The organism is uncultured Sulfitobacter sp. (assembly GCF_964021855.1).
Lineage (GTDB): Bacteria > Pseudomonadota > Alphaproteobacteria > Rhodobacterales > Rhodobacteraceae > Sulfitobacter.
This window is the reverse complement of record NZ_CAXHZD010000004.1, coordinates 62,582-79,796: the sequence shown is the minus strand read 5'-3', so window position 1 is coordinate 79,796 and position 17,215 is coordinate 62,582. Positions and strand designations below refer to the sequence as shown.

The following is a 17,215-nucleotide window of genomic DNA, read 5'->3' as shown; positions in this document are numbered from 1 at the left end:
TCTTTTGAAAAACTACGTCTGGCTAGCAATAATGCTGCGCTTGAGCAAGCGGGCGGTCTAGTCTTTGCCACTGCCCAGTGATGCATTCAGGCGGGCGATGGCCTGATTGGTGATGTCGATGGCGTTGGCGCTTACGAAAACAGAGCGGCGTTCAAGGATCACGGCCGCGCCTGTGTCGCGCATCAGTTCTTCCAGCACGGGGCTGGCGGCGTTCAAGAATACTTCGCGTTCCTGATCCACCAGATCGCTCAACGCCCGGCTTTTGGCGGCTTGTGCCTGACGGGTTTGCTGCACCTTTTCGTCAAAGGCATTTGCCAGCAAACGAAAGGCTTCGGCGTTCATGGTTTTGCGCAGCGCGGTCAGCCGTTCTTCTTCTGTCTCCAGGTCGCGTTCGATCTTGCGGTTTTCAGCCGAGAGTTCCGCGCTTTGGGCTTCGATTTCCGCAGCAACCCGCAGACCAAAGGCGCTTTCGTTAAAAACGCGGTCGGAATCAATGGTCAGGATCGGGCTTTGGATCAAGGCGCGGGCGGCGGGGCCACCTGCCTGTTGCGAAAATCCCGGCCCTGTCAAAAGAGACAAAGCCGGGATCAAGCATATTATAAATAGGTTCAGACGCATCTGGCCATCAGAACTGGGTTCTTAGGGTAACTTCGAACGATTGTTCCTGATCGTAGTCTTCTTTTTTCAGGGCCTTGGACACGTTGAACTGCAACGGCCCGACAGGGGTTTCCCAGAACAAGGATACGCCGATAACATGGCGGAAGGAGCCATCCGCGCCCACAATCGAGCCACCAGTGGTATTCACATCGTCCAGACCCCAAAGGTTGCCGACGTCATAGAAAACACCGCCGTTGATGCCGTATTCTTCAGGCAAACCGATGGGGAATTCAGCCTCGAACCGGGCAACCACATAGATGTTACCACCGAGCGCATCATCGAAACCTCCAGCCTGATCGCGCGGGCCGATGCCACCGGATTCAAAGCCGCGCATGATCGACGGGCCAAGCAAAAAACGGTCAACCACACGGTTGGTGCCGTCTTCCCAGGCTAATGCGCCGCCTTCAAGGCTGGCACGCAAGGTGACTTCCTCGTTCAGGATCTGCCGTTCCCCGACAACCTTGGCGGTTGTTTTGGCGAATTTTGCATCGCCACCCAAACCAGCCACATCCAAGCCAAACTGCAGCAATACACCCGAGGTCGGATCGATTCCGGCACGACGTGTGTCAAAGCTGTAGGTATAGCCCAGCGACGACGCTGTTTGCGCACCCGCAGCGATATCATTGCCAATCACCGCGCCATGCTCTGGCGTCTCGCGCGCGATCATCTCGAAATCTTCAAAGGTATAGCGCAGTTGCAGGCGGCCATTTTCGCTGACCGGGAAGGTCAGGCTGGGGCTAAAGGTCAGACGCTCGGAATCAAAGGTCGCGTAGGACGAATTGGTTTCCGCGTAATCAAGGTTCAGGCCAAAGGCCACGTCGCGGCCCAGCAGGCTTGGTTCAATAAAGCCCAAGCCATAGCGTTTTGCATCTTCTGCGGTACTAACGGTCAGGTTCAGTTTCTGCCCGCGCCCAAGGAAGTTATCCTCGGCAAAGCTGATCGCGACACCGACCCCGTCCGTGGACGAGAACGAGCCACCAAAGTTCAGCGACCCGGTTGGTTTTTCAACGACGTTGACGTCGATCACCACCTGTTCGGGGCTTGACCCTTCGCGGGCATTGACCTCTGCGGTTTCGAAATAATCAAGCGCACGGATACGTTCGGCGCTGGCGCGGATTTCGCGCGGGTTGAACGGGTCGCCTTCGACGCTGTCAAACTGGCGACGCACGACGCGGTCCATCGTCGTTGTGTTGCCTTCGATATCGATCCGTTCGACAAAAACGCGCGGACCACGGGTGATGCGGTATTCCACGTCCAAGGTCAGGGTACGATCATTCCGCGTAATCACCGGTTCGATCCGCATGAAATCGATGCCGTCACGGATCGCTTGGCGTTCCATCCGCGCAATATCGGTTTCGACCAAGGTCGGTGAATAGACAGCACCGGATTTGGCTTTGACGATATTTTGGTAAACAGCGGGGTCAACACCGTTGATTGTCGATGTGACCGACATATCACCGAACTTGAACTGCTGGCCTTCTTGTATGTTGAACTGAACGAAATAGCCGTCCCGTTCTTCGGTCAGCTGGGCGTTCACCGCCGAAATCCGCATATCGACATAGCCGCGCGAATTATAGAAATCGCGCAGCATCTGCCGGTCAATGTCCGTGCGCTGCGCAACAAAGGTGTCGCGTTTGATCAAGAAGCGGAACAGGCCGGCCTGTTTGGTGCCTAGGACACGGCGCAAGCGGCGGTCCGAATAGACGCGGTTGCCAACAAAGCTCAGGCGCTCGATCTCGACGTTGTCGCCTTCGAAAATTTCAAACACCAGATCAACGCGGTTTTGGCTGCGGCGAATGACCTTGGGCTGGACCCGTGCCGAAATACGGCCATCGTTGCCATAGGCCTCGGCGATGGCATTGGCGTCTTTTTCGGCCTGCGTTGGGTTAAACACGCGGCGCGCGTCCGATCCGATCATCGCGGCCAGCGCTTCGTCCTTGATACGGGCGTTACCCTCAAAGCTGATGCGGTTGATCGTGGGATATTCAACAACGGTAATCACCAAGGTGCCGCCGCGCGGTTCAATCGTGACCGATTCAAACAGACCGCTGGCCTGCAGATTTTGATAGGCATCGTTCAATTGACCGCCCGACACAGCCCGGCCGCGTGCGATTCCGGCGCGGTTTAGAACGGCGCTGTCGCCGATCCGGTTATTGCCTTCGATCTGGATCGTACTGAACTGGTAATCCTGGGCGTGCCCTTGCGACCCTGGAACCAGCCAAGCCACTGACAGCATTACACAAAATGAAGCGTTCCGCAGAGATTTTGAGAATGGCACTACCGCCGACTTCTGGACGGAATTGCCCAACCCGTTTTCATGCCCCATTTTATACACCTGTATTTAATTCTATTTTGAATCTGATTAGACAAATTAATGCCCGTTGTCAAAAGCAAGAAGCCGATGAAGCCCCCCAAATCAGGGCTTCAATCGGCTTGTCTCATCATCAGATTGTAACAGGTGGCGCCCCTTAGGCAGAGCCGAGATACGCACCAGCAGCCAGCGCAAATGCCAAAGCGCCCAAGTACAGACCGCGATCCCAGTTGAGATCAACCAAAAGGCTTAGGCCACGGTAGTTGGTTTTGATGGCAGTCATGAGATACCCCTTTGCTCACATAGCAAAGGGGATACGCATCAAATAAGGCGAAACTTTTCGTCAATTGTGGCAATATTGTGTCGTTTTCGACATTTCGGCCTTTACGGGCAGAACAGATCGTTCCCAAGGGCAAAGACCATCAGCCCCAAAACAAGTGTTAACCCGATGGTCATCAGGACCCGCAATGCGCCATCGCTTGGCGGCTTACCAGTGACGGCCTCATAGGCGTAAAACACCAGATGGCCGCCGTCCAAGGCAGGGATCGGGAACAGGTTCAACAGGCCCACGGCCGTTGACAGCACCGCGATGAAATAGATGAACGATTGCGCCCCCTGCGACGCCATCGCGCCAGAGGTTTGGGCAATGCCAACCGGGCCGGACAGATTGCAGGTGCTGATATTCCCGATAATCATGTGTTTGAGGCCGGAAATCGACCCTTCGATAATACGGCCCGTATTGGCCACGCCGGACCACAGCGCATCCAGCACGCCGGGGGTTGTGGTGGCCGCATCAAAGGCCGTGCCCCCTGCAATACCAATCCGCGTCTGCGACTTAAAACTGCCGTCGGGCTGTGGTTCATCAATCACTTTGGGGCGCATGGTGAACTCAAGCGTTTCGCCGTCGCGCCATACGGTCAGCAGCAGCGCCCTGCCCTCCGATGCCTCAACGAATTTCTTGAGCTGGCTAAAGGCAAAAATCGGCACGCCATCAACGCCGGTGATCACGTCACCCGCCATCAATCCGGCCTCATAGGCGGCCGATTGTGGCATGACCTGCTTGATCAAGGTCGGCATAATGTAAGGGCCGGGCACTGTCATCTGCTGGCCGTCGCGCATCACGTCGTAATACAGCGGCTGAGCCAACGGGATGGCGTCAAACGCGTCGGCATAAGCGGTGACATCATCGGCAGACGGGATCGAAATACCCGCAACCGACAGAATTTCATCACCAGACTGCAGCTGCGATTCCACAAACGGCAACGGATGTATGTCACCAATGGTCAGCGGATCCTTGGGTACCCCAACCTGCAAGGCGATCACCGTGAAAATGATAATCGACATGGCAAAGTTGAACAGCGGACCCGCCGCAACCGTGGCCGCGCGCGCCCAAAGCGGGGCACCGTGCATCGTGCTGCGAAGGCGCGCGGGATCGTCCTGCGCCGCCGCCATCGCCGTTTCATCCTTGCCCGAGGCTGCATTCGCATCGCCTGCAAATTTCACATATCCGCCAAAAGGAAGCGCCGCGATCTGCCAAACCGTGCCGCGTTTATCGACACGGCTGTACAGAACTGGCCCGAACCCCAGCGAAAACACATCAGCGTGAATGCCCGACCAACGCCCGACGATATAGTGGCCGTATTCATGGATCGCGACGATCACGGACAGCGCGATAATAAACGCCAGCAAAGTCCAGATCAGCCCGCCAAATTGGGGTATCAGTGCAAAAATATCCAAAACGCTATGCTGCCTTTTTATTGATTATGGTCTGTGCTGCCTGTCTTGCCAGATGGTCCACCTGCGCCACGTTATCAAGGGTCATGGTCGCATCAATCAGGCCGCTGTCGGAATTCAGCTGGGTTAATGTGTCCTCGACCACCTCGGCCATCTGGGTGAAGCGCAAGCGCCCGTCGATAAAGCCATCAAGCGCGGTTTCTTTGGCGGCATTGAAAACGGCCCCCGCCATGCCGCCGCGTTCCATTACTTCGCGAGCCAGCCGCAATGCGGGCCAGCGTGCCTCGTCTGGCGTGCGAAATTCAAAGCTGCCGATCTTGGCAAGGTCCAGCCGTTCGACGGGCAGTGGTTTACGGTGTGGGTGATGCAAGGCAAAGCCGATGGCGTGGCGCATATCAGGTGGCCCCACATGGGCCATCAGCGCGCCGTCGTTAAAGCCCACAAGCGCATGGATCATCGACTGCGGGTGTACCAAGACTTCGATCTGCTTAGGATCGATATTGAAATATTCATGGGTTTCAATAACTTCCATGGCCTTGTTGAACATGGATGCGCTGTCGATGGTGATCCGCTGGCCCATGTCCCAATTGGGATGGTTCGAGGCCTGATCGAGCGTGGCCTCCGCCAGCTTCTCAATGGGCCAGTCGCGAAAGGCACCGCCGCTGGCGGTGATGATAATCCGCTCGACAGCGGCCATGTCTTCACCGATCAACGCTTGGAAAATCGCGGAATGTTCGCTGTCTACGGGCAGGATCGCGGCACCGTGCGTTTGGGCCGTTTCCAGTATCAACTTGCCGGCGGACACCAGCGATTCCTTATTGGCCAGCGCCAAGGTCGATCCCTGTTTCAGCGCCTCGATGCCCGGTGCCAGCCCTGCCGCACCGATGATGGCCGACATCACCCAATCGGCTGGGCGGGTCGCGGCCTCGCGGATGGCATTGGCACCGGCGGCGGCTTTGACACCACTGCCCTGCAAGGCATGGCGCAGATCATCAAGCAGGTTGTCATGGGCCGTAATCGCAATATCTGCGCGCAATTCTTTGGCGTCCGCCGCAAGCTGCGCAATGTTGCCCGCACCGGTCAGCGCCACCACGTCATAATCGTCAGGCGCACGCCGGATCAGATCAATGGTGTTTTGCCCGATAGAGCCGGTAGCCCCGAATATACTTACACGCCGTTTCATATGGGATCAGTTCAAGGTTGGGGTAATGGTCAGAAACTGACCGATGATCAGCAAGAACAAGGCCGCGCCCAGCATGCCGTCAAACCGGTCCAGTAAACCACCATGGCCGGGGATCAGGTTCGAGCTGTCCTTGGCCCCTACCCGCCGCTTCATACCGGATTCGGCCATATCGCCCATCTGCGATGCCATCGACACAGCGATGGACACACCAACCAACTGCATGCCGATGCCGGTGTTAACCGAAAACAGATAGCCCACGATGGCAGCACCGACCCAGCCAGCAGCGGTGCCGGACCATGTTTTCTTGGGGCTGACGCGCGGCCAGAATTTGGGTCCGCCAATGGCGCGGCCCGCGAAATAGCCAAATACATCGGTAATCACGACCACCAACACCAGCCACATCATCCAGCCAAAGCCGTAACCATCGCGAATTTGCACCAGGCCAAAGCCCGCCAGCATGATCATGACGGTAAAGCACATGAAGATCGTACGGTGTTTTTCAAGCTGACCAAAGCCGACCAGCGCCGGGGCCAGCAGAACGGGCAAGGCAAACCCCATCGGCAGATAGATCGCGGCAAGCGTCGCGCCGCCCACCAGCAGCCCCATCTGGATTTTGGCCCGCGGGCGGTCGGGGTTCAGCATGCCCACCAGTTCCCACGCCATAAGCCCGCAAATGATCGATACCAACACGTGAAAAATCGGGCCGCCCATGGCGATGCCACCAAGGCCGATCACGATCATCGCAATTGCGGAGCCTACCCGCGCCGCAAGGTCAGACCATTTTTCCGAAGTTCCCGTCATAGGATAAATCCTTTTGCGCCGGCTTTTGGTCCGGTCATGGTTTCACGGCACCAAAACGCCGGTCCCTGCAGCCAAATGACGCGCAAAGTTTGCCAAACTCCTCTTTCGAGAAATCGGGCCAGAGCGTGTCGATAAATTCGTATTCCGCATAGGCCGATTGCCACAGAAGAAAGTTGGATATCCGCGCCTCGCCGCTGGTGCGGATCACCAGATCGGGGTCGGGCAGCACATAGGTATCCAGATAGCGCGGCAATGTTTCTTCATCCACGTTTTCAGGATCCAGCAAGCCAGCCGCGACATCCTTGGCCAGCCGCTTGGTTGCGCGGGCAACCTCGTCCCGGCCACCGTAGTTCAACGCGATCGTCAAATGGGTGCGGGTGTTATGTTCGGTTTCCCGCTCAAGATCGTTCATCAGCTTGATCAGCTTGTCGTCCAGCTTGACCCGATCCCCGATAAACCGGACGCGCACGCCGCGCGCCTTCAGCGCCCTTGTTTCCTTGGCGATATACATCCGAAACAGGCTCATGAGGCCGGCGACCTCGGTCTGGGTTCGTTTCCAATTCTCGGTCGAAAAGGCAAAAATCGTCAGGTACTCCACGCCGAACGCCTGACAGGCCTCAACGATCTCGCGGACGCGCTTGGCACCTGCGTGATGGCCCATCAGCCGCGGCCTGCCGCGCTGCGTCGCCCAACGACCATTGCCATCCATGATGATTGCCACGTGGCGTGGCGCTCCTGGGACCAGCTCGCACGTTGGGGGAGACGCGTTAGGCATCAGACCTGCATGATCTCGGCTTGTTTCGTCTCAAGCTGCTCATCGATCATGGCGATGTATTTATTTGTCATATCCTGAACTTCGCCCTCCCAGACCTTTTGGTCATCCTCGGACATGCCATCGGCCTTGGCCTTTTTGATCTGGTCCATGCCGTCGCGGCGGATGTTGCGAATGGAAACGCGGGCATGTTCGCTGTATTGACCGGCAACCTTGGTCAACTGCGTGCGGCGTTCTTCGTTCAATTCAGGGATCGGCAGCATGATGATGGTGCCGTTCAGCTGCGGGTTAATGCCCAGACCAGATTCGCGGATCGCTTTTTCAACTTTGCCAACCAGCCCTTTGTCCCAGACATTGATCGTGACCATGCGTGGTTCTGGTACGTTGACCGTGCCCACTTGGTTGATCGGCGTCTTGGTGCCATAGGCGTCAACCATCACCGGCTCCAACATAGAAGCCGACGCACGGCCTGTGCGCAGGGATGCAAATTCAGTGCGCAAGGAAGCAATTGCACCATCCATGCGGCGCTGAAGGTCGTCGGTATCCAACATAAAATCGTCTGACATGATGTCCCCGGTCGTTTTGTAACTGTTTATATTTCAATCGATATAGCGGCATCGCCCCCCATTTGTATAGAGAGACAAGCCCAAGCTTTGGTGCGGCGTTACCCTTGGACGCGGGTATAGGTGCCCTGACCTGCCAATATCCCGCGAAAGCCGCCCGGCTCGTCCAGCGAGAAGACGATGATCGGCAGGTTGTTGTCGCGCGCCAAGGCGATGGCCGATGCATCCATGACCCCGAGCCGTTTTTGCAGCACGTCGTCATAGCTGACGGTGTCATAACGCTTGGCGTCGTCGAATTTTGCGGGGTCTTTGTCGTACACGCCGTCGACCTTGGTACCTTTAAAGATCGCTTCGCAGGCCATTTCATTGGCGCGCAGGGTCGCGGCGGTGTCGGTGGTGAAATACGGGTTGCCGGTGCCAGCGGCGAAAATGCACACGCGTTTCTTTTCAAGGTGGCGCACGGCGCGGCGGCGAATATAGGGTTCGGCGACTTCGTTCATGGTAATCGCGGAAATCACGCGGGTGTGGATGTCCAGTTCCTCAAGGGCGGATTGCATGGCCAGCGCGTTCATCACTGTGGCAAGCATCCCCATATAGTCCGCCGTGGTACGTTCCATCCCTTGGGCGCTGCCCTGAAGGCCGCGAAAGATGTTGCCGCCGCCGATGACCATACAAATCTCGACACCCAGATCATGCACCGATTTGACTTCGCGTGCGATACGCTGGACCGTCGGCGGGTGCAGGCCATACCCCTGATCGCCCATTAACGCTTCCCCCGAAATCTTGAGCATCACCCGGTTGAATGTCACTTTGGGGAGGTCATCTGTCATGGGGGCACCTTTCGAGGGTGAGAGAAGGGTTTTCATTGCGCTGTAAAATGTCGCAAATAGCAGAAATGTTCAATGCTCCGTCAAAGGTCCGTGCAAAGAAATGCCACAAACTTCCCTAACGTCTATCGATGCTGTGATCACATCTGTCGATCCGGCCCTGCCTGTGTTGATCGCAGGGCCCACTGCGTCGGGGAAATCTGCGTTGGCTTTAGCGCTGGCTGAAACCCAAGGTGGGGTGGTCGTAAACGCCGATGCCAGTCAGGTCTACGACTGCTGGCGTGTAATCTCGGCACGGCCATCAGAAGCCGAGGAAAAGCGCGCCAAGCATCTGTTATACGGTCATATTTCCGCAGATCAGTCATACTCCGTCGGCCATTGGTTGCGCGAGGTGGGCGATATTCTGCAACAGGGCATCCGGCCGATCATCGTGGGCGGCACGGGGTTGTACTTTGGCGCGTTAACCCAAGGGTTGGCCGAAATTCCCGCCACGCCCGCCGATGTTCGTGCTGCTGGCGATGCCCTGACCCGCGAGGAAATGATCGCCCAGCTTGATCCGCTAACTTCCGCTCGTTTGGACCTGAACAACCCCATGCGGGTTCAACGCGCGTGGGAGGTGTTGACCGCAACGGGCCGCGGATTGGCGCAATGGCAAGACGATACACCACCCCCGCTGCTGCCCTTGTCAGCTTGCACGGCCATCGCCGTGGATGCCGATAAGGACTGGCTGAACGACCGGATTATCCGGCGCTTTGATCAGATGCTGGACCAAGGGGCGCTGGACGAGGTAGCCGCCGTGCGCCCGGACTATGACCCGTCCCTGCCCGCGCACCGCGCCATCGGCGTGCCAGAGCTGATGGCCTATCTGGACGGGCGCGTAACCTTGGACCAAGCGCGCCAAGACGCCATCATCGCCACACGGCAATATGCCAAACGTCAGCGGACATGGCTGCGAAAGAACGCCGAAATGTGGCGGAAATACGGACCATCATAGGGGTCAAAAATATCACAAACAGGACTTTAATTCGCCACATAAGTGTATAATACTCAATTTGAGTATAATAATTGTGATGGTTTTCTATGATGAATAAAGGCGTGGTTCAAATCCTGTCGCTGGCGCAACTCTCCCAGGGTCAAGACTGGCGATTGTTTCTGTCTCATGACTACCAATCGCATCTTTTGATATGGATCACCCGTGGCCAAGGCCTGTTGCAGCTGGACGGCCAACGGCGTGGATTGGGCGCACATAATGCGATCTTTGTGCCCGCCGGTTCATTGTTTTCTCTCGAATTGGGGCGGCAAGGATTCGGTCATGCCGTGGTCATTCCGAACGGTGCGCCGCTGAACCTGCCCCATATACCGCGCCATTTGCGGATCAGGGATGTGCGCGCCCAGTCCGAGCTGACCGGCCTGATTGAGGCGGCACAGCGCGAACAGCAAGACCCCCGCGCCTTGGCCAGTCAAGCGCTCGAGGCCCATGCCGCGCTGATGTCCGTGTGGCTGCGCCGTCAAATCATGCAGGACGAACATGTGCCCGACCATATCAACGCCGGCATCCGTCTAAGCGCGCGGTTTTGCAAAATGGTGTCGGAACGTTTCGCGACAGGTGCCCCCATGGCCACCTATGCCGACGAGCTGGGCGTGACTCCCACACATCTGACCCGCGCCGTAAAAGCGGCCACCGGCAAAACCGCCGCTGACATCTTAACCGAACGTGTCGTTTATGCCGCGCGCGATCTGCTGACCACGACCGAACATTCGGCCCAAAGCATCGCGCAGCAGCTTGGATTTGGATCGGCCGCCTATTTTACGCGGTTTGTTCAGCAACACACCGGACGCCCGCCCAGCAAGCTGCGCGCCGCCAATCAAGGCCTGCCCTTGCAAGGCAAAACGGTTCCCCAACTTGTCCCCGATCTTGCCGATAGAATTGCCTGACGTCGCATTTAATATTCCAAACACTGAATGCCGACATTGACCTGACGTGCTTTCTTGTGCCTCATGGTGGCACAATACGGTGCCGCTGCGGATGTCAAAGCCGCAAAATGAGCACCGAGGGAGAGATGCAACACGCGTGAGTGGCCAAAGGCCTGACTGATGTGCTGCGCAGACAATCAACAAGGGCGAAATTGCCCGAACTTCGGTGCGGCGTATTGCGTCTGCCACGCAACAGGGATGTTTCATGGGGATTTTCATTCTGCGCCGTCTTGGCCTGATGCTTTTGACGGCGCTCTGTCTGACGTTCATCGTTTTCTGGCTGACCAATCTTTATCCCAATCTTGAAAAACTGGCCAAGACCCAAGGCAACTTTCGCATGTCGGACGAGGCCGTCGCCAGCTATCTGGAAAATCGCGGCTATCTACAGCCCACGCCGGTCAAGTTCGGCCAATGGCTTGGGGTTATGCCGGGCTGGGTGACAGAGGCCGAGGACGGTAAAACCACCGGTCGCTGTTTTACCAGCGCCACCCCGCCCGAGGATCGGCCCCGGTTCTGTGGCATCTTGCAAGGCGATTGGGGCTATTCCACGGTATTCAAAGAAGACGTTGGCGCGACCGTCCTGACCCGTCTTGGGCTGACCGGAAAGCTCATGCTCTGTGTGTTGATGCTGATGGTGCCCTGCGCGTTGATCGTGGGCGTGCTGGCCGGCATGCGCGAAGGGTCGCGGCTGGACCGGTCACTATCCACCTTTTCAATCGCCACCACAGCCACCCCCGAATATGTGTCGGGCGTGATCTTTATCGCGGTGTTGGCCTCCTCGCGCTTTGGCATATCGCCCTGGCTGGCTGAAATGGGCTGGATCGACGGCAAGACCCTTTTCCTAGGCTCCGCCACATCCGCCATGAAAGACGCGACCTTTTGGAACTTCTTCCTGCCGGTTCTGACGATCTCGCTGTACGGGATGGGTTATATCGCGCGGATGACCCGCGCATCGATGACCGAGGTGATGACCGCACAATATATCCGAACGGCGCGGCTTAAGGGTGTCAAATTCCGCGATATTGTCCTCAAACACGCCTTGCGCAACGCGCTGATCGCCCCCTTCACGGTGATCATGCTGCAAATACCGTGGCTGCTGAATGGGGTCGTCATTGTCGAGACCCTATTCAACTACAAAGGCTTTGGTTGGCTGTTGGTTCAGGCCGCCGCCAATAACGATATCGAACTGTTGCTGGCCGTCTCGGTCGTGTCCGTCATCGTGGTTCTGGCCACACAGCTGATTTCCGATATCGGCTATGTGTTTTTGAACCCCCGCATCCGCATCACATAAAGAAAGGGCAGGCACATGGAAGCTTTAACATGGACAGGCTCGATGGGATGGCTGAACCCGGTTTTGGGGATTGCGGTCGCCGTTACGGTTTTGGCCTATGCGCTGCAAATCGCGATGTCCTTTATTCCCAACGCCGAAATGCGCACGGTCGGATCGGGCGGCGTCAGCGCGGCGAGCCAGGGCATGTCGGGGCTGTTGGGCCGCGTCGGGGCCTATGGGTTTCTGGCGGCAGTTTGCGTGGTCCTTATCTATCTGCTGGCGGGCGTCGTTATGGGCCCAGATGCGGGGATTTTCGGCGGCCTTGCGCAGCGGCTTTTGCCGGTGTGGATCGCCCTTGTGGTGCTGTTTGCGGTGTCGATTACGTTCAAGCGTCGGCTGGGCCTATATGGCAAACTATTCGACAGCACCGTGGGGATGATCGGTTTTGCGCTGGTGATGTTCTGGGTTTTTGCCGGTGTGTTTGGCGGCGTCTTTGACATGCTGATCACCCATGACAGCCTAAGTCAGGTGTCGGGGATGAAGAACAAACTGCCCGGGACGCCGCTGGCGCGGGCCGAGCCTGAGGAATATCAATGGTTCCTGCTGGGCGGCGACAATCTGGCCCGCGACGTGTTCAGCCGCTTGATAAAGGGCTCGTGGATCGTGGTGCAAATCGCACCGATGGCCACGCTGTTTGCCTTTATGGTCGGGATCACCTTGGGCCTGCCTGCGGGGTATTACGGTGGCAAGCTGGATATGTTCCTCAGCTTTCTCGCGAACCTGATCCTCGCCTTTCCGGTGATCTTGCTGTTTTACCTGCTGGTCACACCCGAGATCGTCCGCACTGGCATCCCGAATTATATGGCCTTGGTTTTGTTCGTCTTTCCGCTGGTGTTTCTGACGGTGCTGCTGAATTCGCGTTTCTATACGCAGCCGTCCTTGCGCACGCCCTTGCTGATCATCGTGCTGGGGATCGCGGGGTGGCTTTACCTGTCGCTGGTTTCCACCAATGGTTTGATCGTTGATGCGCCAACCTACCGCCTGCCCGGCCTGCCCGCGTTTATGGATCTGTTTGACATTGATGCGGGCGTGTTGGTGGTGTTCGTGTCGGTGGTTTTCGTGAATGCCCCCACGGTGTTTCGGATCGTGCGCGGCTTGGCGCTGGACATCAAAACCCGCGATTATGTGGCCGCCGCCCAAACCCGTGGCGAAGGCCCTTGGTACATCATGCTATGGGAAATACTGCCCAATGCACGCGGGCCGCTGATCGTCGATTTCTGCCTGCGCATCGGCTATACGACGATCCTTTTGGGCACGCTTGGGTTCTTTGGCCTTGGGTTGGAATCCGAAAGCCCAGATTGGGGCACCACCATCAACGCTGGGCGCCGTTTGCTGGCGCTCTATCCGCATGCGGCAATTGCGCCTGCGGTGGCGCTGCTGAGCCTTGTGTTGGGGTTGAACCTGTTGGCCGATGGTCTGCGCGAGGAAAGCTTGCGCGATTGATGTAAGGACGGGACCGGGGGCCAGCCCCCGGACCCCCGGGATTTTGGACCATTTGGAAGCAATATTTGCGGGCATTTGGGTGAAGGAGATGAACCATGGCGACGCAGGATTATGACGGGCCAATTCTAGAGATCGATAGATTGTCGATCTCGTTTTTCACGCGGCTGCGCGAAATTCCTGCGGTGATGGATTTCTCGGTCTCGGTCAAACCGGGCGAGGCTGTTGGTTTGGTTGGGGAATCGGGTTGTGGTAAATCCACTGTCGCCTTGGGGGTGATGCAGGACTTGGGCGTGAACGGGCAGGTCGTTGGTGGGTCAATCAAGTTCAAGGGCCGTGATCTGGCCGAGATGAGCGACGAGGAATTGCGCGATATTCGCGGCAGCCAGATCGCGATGATCTATCAAGAACCCATGGCGTCGCTGAACCCCGCAATGCGGATCGGGCAGCAGTTGATGGAAGTGCCGATGATCCATTTGGGCATGTCCGAAAGCGATGCCCGCACCCGTGCCTTGCAGGTGGTGACGGATGTGAAGCTGCCGGACCCCGAGCGTATCTTGAAAGCCTATCCGCACCAATTGTCGGGCGGGCAGCAGCAGCGTATTGTGATTGCCATGGCGTTGATGGCCGAACCGGCCCTGTTGATATTGGACGAGCCGACGACGGCCCTAGACGTCACGGTAGAGGCGGCGGTGGTCGAGTTGGTCAAGGATCTGGGCAAGAAATACGGTACATCGATGCTGTTTATCTCGCATAATCTGGGGTTGGTCTTGGAAACCTGTGACCGGATTTGCGTCATGTATTCCGGCGAAGCGGTGGAGCGTGGATCAATCGAGGATGTGTTCGACGAGATGCAGCACCCCTATACGCAGGCGCTGTTCCGGTCGATCCCCCTGCCCGGCGCCGACAAGAATGCGCGCCCGCTGATTGCCATTCCCGGCAATTTCCCCCTGCCCCACGAACGCCCGCCCGGCTGCAATTTCGGCCCGCGCTGCGACTATTTTGAGGCAGGGCGCTGCGATCAGGGGCCGATCTTTATGGAAGACGTGCCGGGCAACGAGCGCCACGCCACGCGCTGCCTGAGGTTTCAGGAAATCGACTGGAACGCGCCGCTGGAACTCGCCGATGTCAAAACCAAGGGCGAGATTGGCAAAGTTGTCCTGAAGATGGACAAGCTGAAGAAATATTATGAGGTTGCCGCGAATTCGATGTTCGGCGGATCAGCGACCAAGGTGGTGAAGGCGAACGAAGAGCTAAGCTTTGAGGCCCGCGAATCCGAAACGCTGGCGATTGTGGGCGAATCCGGCTGTGGTAAATCCACCTTTGCCAAAGTGTTGATGGGGCTAGAGACGGCGACATCCGGTCAGGTCTTGCTGGACGGTACCGACATTGGCGGGGTCCCGATCGAAGACCGGAGCACGCAAAACGTGGCGGACATCCAGATGGTGTTCCAAAACCCCTTTGATACCTTAAACCCGTCGATGACCGTGGGCCGTCAAATCATCCGCGCGCTTGAGATTTTCAAGATCGGCAAGAATGAAAAGGAACGGCGCCAGCGTATGTTGGAACTGCTGGATCTGGTCAAACTGCCCCGCGAATTTGCGGGCCGTATGCCGCGCCAGCTGTCGGGCGGGCAAAAGCAACGTGTGGGGATCGCACGCGCCTTTGCCGGGGATGCACGGATTGTGGTGGCGGATGAACCTGTGTCAGCGCTTGATGTATCGGTGCAGGCGGCGGTAACCGATCTGCTGATGGAAATCCAGCGCGAACAAAAGACCACGCTTTTGTTCATCAGCCATGACCTGAGCATTGTGCGCTATCTGTCGGACCGGGTGATGGTCATGTATCTGGGTCATGTGGTTGAATTGGGCACGACGGATCAGGTATTCTCGCCGCCCTACCACCCTTATACAGAGGCGCTTTTGTCCGCTGTCCCCATTGCTGACACGCGGGTGAAAAAGAAACATATCGTGCTGGAGGGCGACGTGCCCTCGGCCATGAACCCGCCGCCCGGTTGCCCGTTTCAAACGCGCTGCCGTTGGAAGCCGCAGGTGCACGGCGATCTATGCGAAACGGTCGTACCAAGCCTGCGCAGTCTGGCGGATGGTCATGAGGTAAAATGCCACCTGACGGATGCCCAACTGGCCGACATGGAACCCGTGATCGAGATTAACGTCGCCGCAGAATAGCATGCCCGGAAACATATAGAGCGGACCGCGCAACACTGCACGGACCGCCCCATAACAGCGACCGCGCAGTGGGGGCTGCGCGATCACCGTTGTCGTGTGTCGGGATTAGTTTACGTGGATCGTGTCGATGCGTTGGGCAACGGTGTCGGCAAAGCCTTCGATCATCGCGTCATAGAAATCATCCTGCGACGGCGGAACAGCGACAAAGCCTTCGGGCACGATTTGGTCGGCAGGATATGCCGCGATGTTCACAGCAAAGCTTTGTGCGCCAATGCTGTTGTTGTCATCGGTAATTGCCACAACGCCCGAGATTTCGTTGAACCCCTCAAGCGAGGTCAACATCGGGTTGCCGTTCAGAGATATCTGACGGATGTCGATTTTGATCGTGGGCAGCGATGCGTCAGACCCGGTGGACACGCGCGATGCGATGGCCTGTTCCAGATCGGTTACGATTTCGGGAAATACGTCCAGGGCGTTGGCATTTTCTGCGGCACCCATAACGGCGGTGACGTTGATTTCAGAGAAGATGATATCTTCGCTTGCGACGGCCGCGGTGGATAGGGCTGCAAGGCTGACTGTGGTCGCCAGAGCGATACGCTTTACTGAATTTAACATTTAATAGTCCTTATCGTCATACTTACACGCAGGGGTTTTGTGCGACCCGAATTGCGTACTGTATGATTAACGGTGGACGAGGCCTTTGGTTCCGCAGCCTTGCGATAATAAAACAGGGCGGCAGTGAAATTAGAAAATTTCTTATATTTTAGGGGCTTAATGGGTGCCTAAAGTCCGGCAATGACTTTGACGTAGTTCTTGGTCTCTTTGAACGGTGGGATGCCACCGTATTTTCTGACCGCACCCGGACCTGCGTTATAGGCGGCAAGGGCCAGATTCCAATTGCCAAAGGCGCGATATTGCAGTTTCAGATAACGCGCGCCGCCATCGAGGTTTTGATAGGGATCATGGGGGTTAACCCGCAACACCCGCGCGGTTTCCGGCATCAGCTGGGCCAGGCCCAACGCCCCCTTGTGGGATTTCGCCGCAGGGTTCCAGCCGCTTTCCTGCTGTACGAGGCGTAAAAACAAATCTTCGGGGATGGCGTGACGGCGGGCGGCCTCGCGGGCCATGCTGTGATACTGGCCTTTGTATTTGCCACCGTATTTCGGCATGTCCCATTTGGTGGGCGTCATGACGCGGGTTGGCTGCAACCGAACCGACGCGGCATATTGGCTGGATGCGCGCGTATCGAGCAGCTTTTTCTGCGAGGCGAAAAGCTTGGACCTGCTTTTGGAAGAGAAAACTTCGGCCGTGACAGGGCTGGACAGCAGAGCAACCGAGCAAAGCGATGCGACGATAAGTTTTTTCATGAAATCCTCAATCCGGCCACAATCCGCAGAACATAGCAAAATGACAGGTCGATGCCACCATTTATTA

Annotated in this window: 16 protein-coding genes; 5 read left to right on the top strand and 11 right to left on the bottom strand. The window is 57.2% G+C overall.

What is annotated here, in order from left to right; genetic code table 11:
- Window positions 1-57: 57 nt before the first annotated feature.
- The 9 genes from AADJ11_RS13765 to pyrH form a co-directional block, all read right to left on the bottom strand.
- Window positions 58-579 (bottom strand): OmpH family outer membrane protein, encoded by a 522-nt coding sequence (locus tag AADJ11_RS13765; RefSeq protein ID WP_341235096.1) that lies wholly within the window; start codon window positions 577-579, stop codon window positions 58-60.
- 46 nt (window positions 580-625) lie between these two features.
- On the bottom strand, window positions 626-2,893 hold the full coding sequence (bamA, locus tag AADJ11_RS13760; protein ID WP_341235517.1) for an outer membrane protein assembly factor BamA: 2,268 nt from the start codon (window positions 2,891-2,893) through the stop codon (window positions 626-628).
- A 232-nt stretch (window positions 2,894-3,125) separates the two neighbouring features.
- Complete coding sequence (locus tag AADJ11_RS13755; protein ID WP_341235095.1) at window positions 3,126-3,251, bottom strand: hypothetical protein; 126 nt, start codon at window positions 3,249-3,251, stop codon at window positions 3,126-3,128.
- Between the two features lie 101 nt (window positions 3,252-3,352).
- On the bottom strand, window positions 3,353-4,705 hold the full coding sequence (rseP, locus tag AADJ11_RS13750) for an RIP metalloprotease RseP (protein WP_341235094.1): 1,353 nt from the start codon (window positions 4,703-4,705) through the stop codon (window positions 3,353-3,355).
- Between the two features lie 4 nt (window positions 4,706-4,709).
- Window positions 4,710-5,885 carry a 1-deoxy-D-xylulose-5-phosphate reductoisomerase gene (gene dxr, locus AADJ11_RS13745; RefSeq protein ID WP_341235093.1) on the bottom strand — a complete coding sequence of 392 codons (1,176 nt, stop codon included), beginning with the start codon at window positions 5,883-5,885 and terminating at the stop codon, window positions 4,710-4,712.
- Window positions 5,886-5,891: 6 nt separating this feature from the next.
- Window positions 5,892-6,686: a phosphatidate cytidylyltransferase gene (locus AADJ11_RS13740; RefSeq protein ID WP_341235092.1), complete on the bottom strand. Its 795-nt coding sequence runs from the start codon at window positions 6,684-6,686 to the stop codon at window positions 5,892-5,894.
- 34 nt (window positions 6,687-6,720) lie between these two features.
- Complete coding sequence (gene uppS / locus AADJ11_RS13735) at window positions 6,721-7,461, bottom strand: polyprenyl diphosphate synthase (protein ID WP_341235091.1); 741 nt, start codon at window positions 7,459-7,461, stop codon at window positions 6,721-6,723.
- Window positions 7,461-8,024 (bottom strand): ribosome recycling factor, encoded by a 564-nt coding sequence (gene frr, locus AADJ11_RS13730; RefSeq protein WP_341235090.1) that lies wholly within the window; start codon window positions 8,022-8,024, stop codon window positions 7,461-7,463. Before frr ends, uppS begins: the two co-directional genes overlap by 1 nt.
- 98 nt (window positions 8,025-8,122) lie before the next feature.
- Window positions 8,123-8,851 (bottom strand): UMP kinase, encoded by a 729-nt coding sequence (gene pyrH / locus AADJ11_RS13725; RefSeq protein ID WP_341235089.1) that lies wholly within the window; start codon window positions 8,849-8,851, stop codon window positions 8,123-8,125.
- A 100-nt stretch (window positions 8,852-8,951) separates the two neighbouring features.
- On the opposite strand from pyrH, the gene miaA reads away from it, so the two are divergent.
- From miaA to AADJ11_RS13700, 5 genes are all read left to right on the top strand, one after another.
- Window positions 8,952-9,842 (top strand): tRNA (adenosine(37)-N6)-dimethylallyltransferase MiaA, encoded by an 891-nt coding sequence (gene miaA / locus AADJ11_RS13720; RefSeq protein WP_341235088.1) that lies wholly within the window; start codon window positions 8,952-8,954, stop codon window positions 9,840-9,842.
- An 89-nt stretch (window positions 9,843-9,931) separates the two neighbouring features.
- Window positions 9,932-10,783, top strand: coding sequence for an AraC family transcriptional regulator (locus AADJ11_RS13715; RefSeq protein ID WP_341235516.1), 852 nt, complete (start codon window positions 9,932-9,934; stop codon window positions 10,781-10,783).
- Window positions 10,784-11,027: 244 nt separating this feature from the next.
- The gene (locus tag AADJ11_RS13710; RefSeq protein ID WP_341235087.1) at window positions 11,028-12,113 is read left to right on the top strand and encodes an ABC transporter permease; all 1,086 of its coding nucleotides are present in this window, start codon (window positions 11,028-11,030) and stop codon (window positions 12,111-12,113) included.
- A 15-nt stretch (window positions 12,114-12,128) separates the two neighbouring features.
- The gene (locus AADJ11_RS13705) at window positions 12,129-13,595 is read left to right on the top strand and encodes an ABC transporter permease (protein WP_341235086.1); all 1,467 of its coding nucleotides are present in this window, start codon (window positions 12,129-12,131) and stop codon (window positions 13,593-13,595) included.
- A 95-nt stretch (window positions 13,596-13,690) separates the two neighbouring features.
- The gene (locus tag AADJ11_RS13700) at window positions 13,691-15,781 is read left to right on the top strand and encodes an ABC transporter ATP-binding protein (RefSeq protein WP_341235085.1); all 2,091 of its coding nucleotides are present in this window, start codon (window positions 13,691-13,693) and stop codon (window positions 15,779-15,781) included.
- A gap of 105 nt (window positions 15,782-15,886) precedes the next feature.
- On the opposite strand, the gene AADJ11_RS13695 is transcribed toward AADJ11_RS13700, so the two are convergent.
- Window positions 15,887-16,396 (bottom strand): hypothetical protein, encoded by a 510-nt coding sequence (locus AADJ11_RS13695; RefSeq protein ID WP_341235084.1) that lies wholly within the window; start codon window positions 16,394-16,396, stop codon window positions 15,887-15,889.
- 167 nt (window positions 16,397-16,563) lie between these two features.
- The gene (locus AADJ11_RS13690; protein ID WP_341235083.1) at window positions 16,564-17,148 is read right to left on the bottom strand and encodes a lytic transglycosylase domain-containing protein; all 585 of its coding nucleotides are present in this window, start codon (window positions 17,146-17,148) and stop codon (window positions 16,564-16,566) included.
- Between the last annotated feature and the right edge of the window lie 67 nt (window positions 17,149-17,215).

Coding starts and splice junctions, on each gene's coding strand:
- bamA (WP_341235517.1), bottom strand. CDS start 2,893: ATGCTGTCAGTGGCTTGGCTGGTTCCAGGGTCGCAAGGGCACGCCCAG.
- AADJ11_RS13755 (WP_341235095.1), bottom strand. CDS start 3,251: ATGACTGCCATCAAAACCAACTACCGTGGCCTAAGCCTTTTGGTTGAT.
- dxr (WP_341235093.1), bottom strand. CDS start 5,885: ATGAAACGGCGTGTAAGTATATTCGGGGCTACCGGCTCTATCGGGCAA.
- AADJ11_RS13740 (WP_341235092.1), bottom strand. CDS start 6,686: ATGACGGGAACTTCGGAAAAATGGTCTGACCTTGCGGCGCGGGTAGGC.
- uppS (WP_341235091.1), bottom strand. CDS start 7,461: ATGCCTAACGCGTCTCCCCCAACGTGCGAGCTGGTCCCAGGAGCGCCA.
- frr (WP_341235090.1), bottom strand. CDS start 8,024: ATGTCAGACGATTTTATGTTGGATACCGACGACCTTCAGCGCCGCATG.
- pyrH (WP_341235089.1), bottom strand. CDS start 8,851: ATGACAGATGACCTCCCCAAAGTGACATTCAACCGGGTGATGCTCAAG.
- miaA (WP_341235088.1), top strand. CDS start 8,952: ATGCCACAAACTTCCCTAACGTCTATCGATGCTGTGATCACATCTGTC.
- AADJ11_RS13715 (WP_341235516.1), top strand. CDS start 9,932: ATGAATAAAGGCGTGGTTCAAATCCTGTCGCTGGCGCAACTCTCCCAG.
- AADJ11_RS13710 (WP_341235087.1), top strand. CDS start 11,028: ATGGGGATTTTCATTCTGCGCCGTCTTGGCCTGATGCTTTTGACGGCG.
- AADJ11_RS13705 (WP_341235086.1), top strand. CDS start 12,129: ATGGAAGCTTTAACATGGACAGGCTCGATGGGATGGCTGAACCCGGTT.
- AADJ11_RS13700 (WP_341235085.1), top strand. CDS start 13,691: ATGGCGACGCAGGATTATGACGGGCCAATTCTAGAGATCGATAGATTG.
- AADJ11_RS13695 (WP_341235084.1), bottom strand. CDS start 16,396: ATGTTAAATTCAGTAAAGCGTATCGCTCTGGCGACCACAGTCAGCCTT.
- AADJ11_RS13690 (WP_341235083.1), bottom strand. CDS start 17,148: ATGAAAAAACTTATCGTCGCATCGCTTTGCTCGGTTGCTCTGCTGTCC.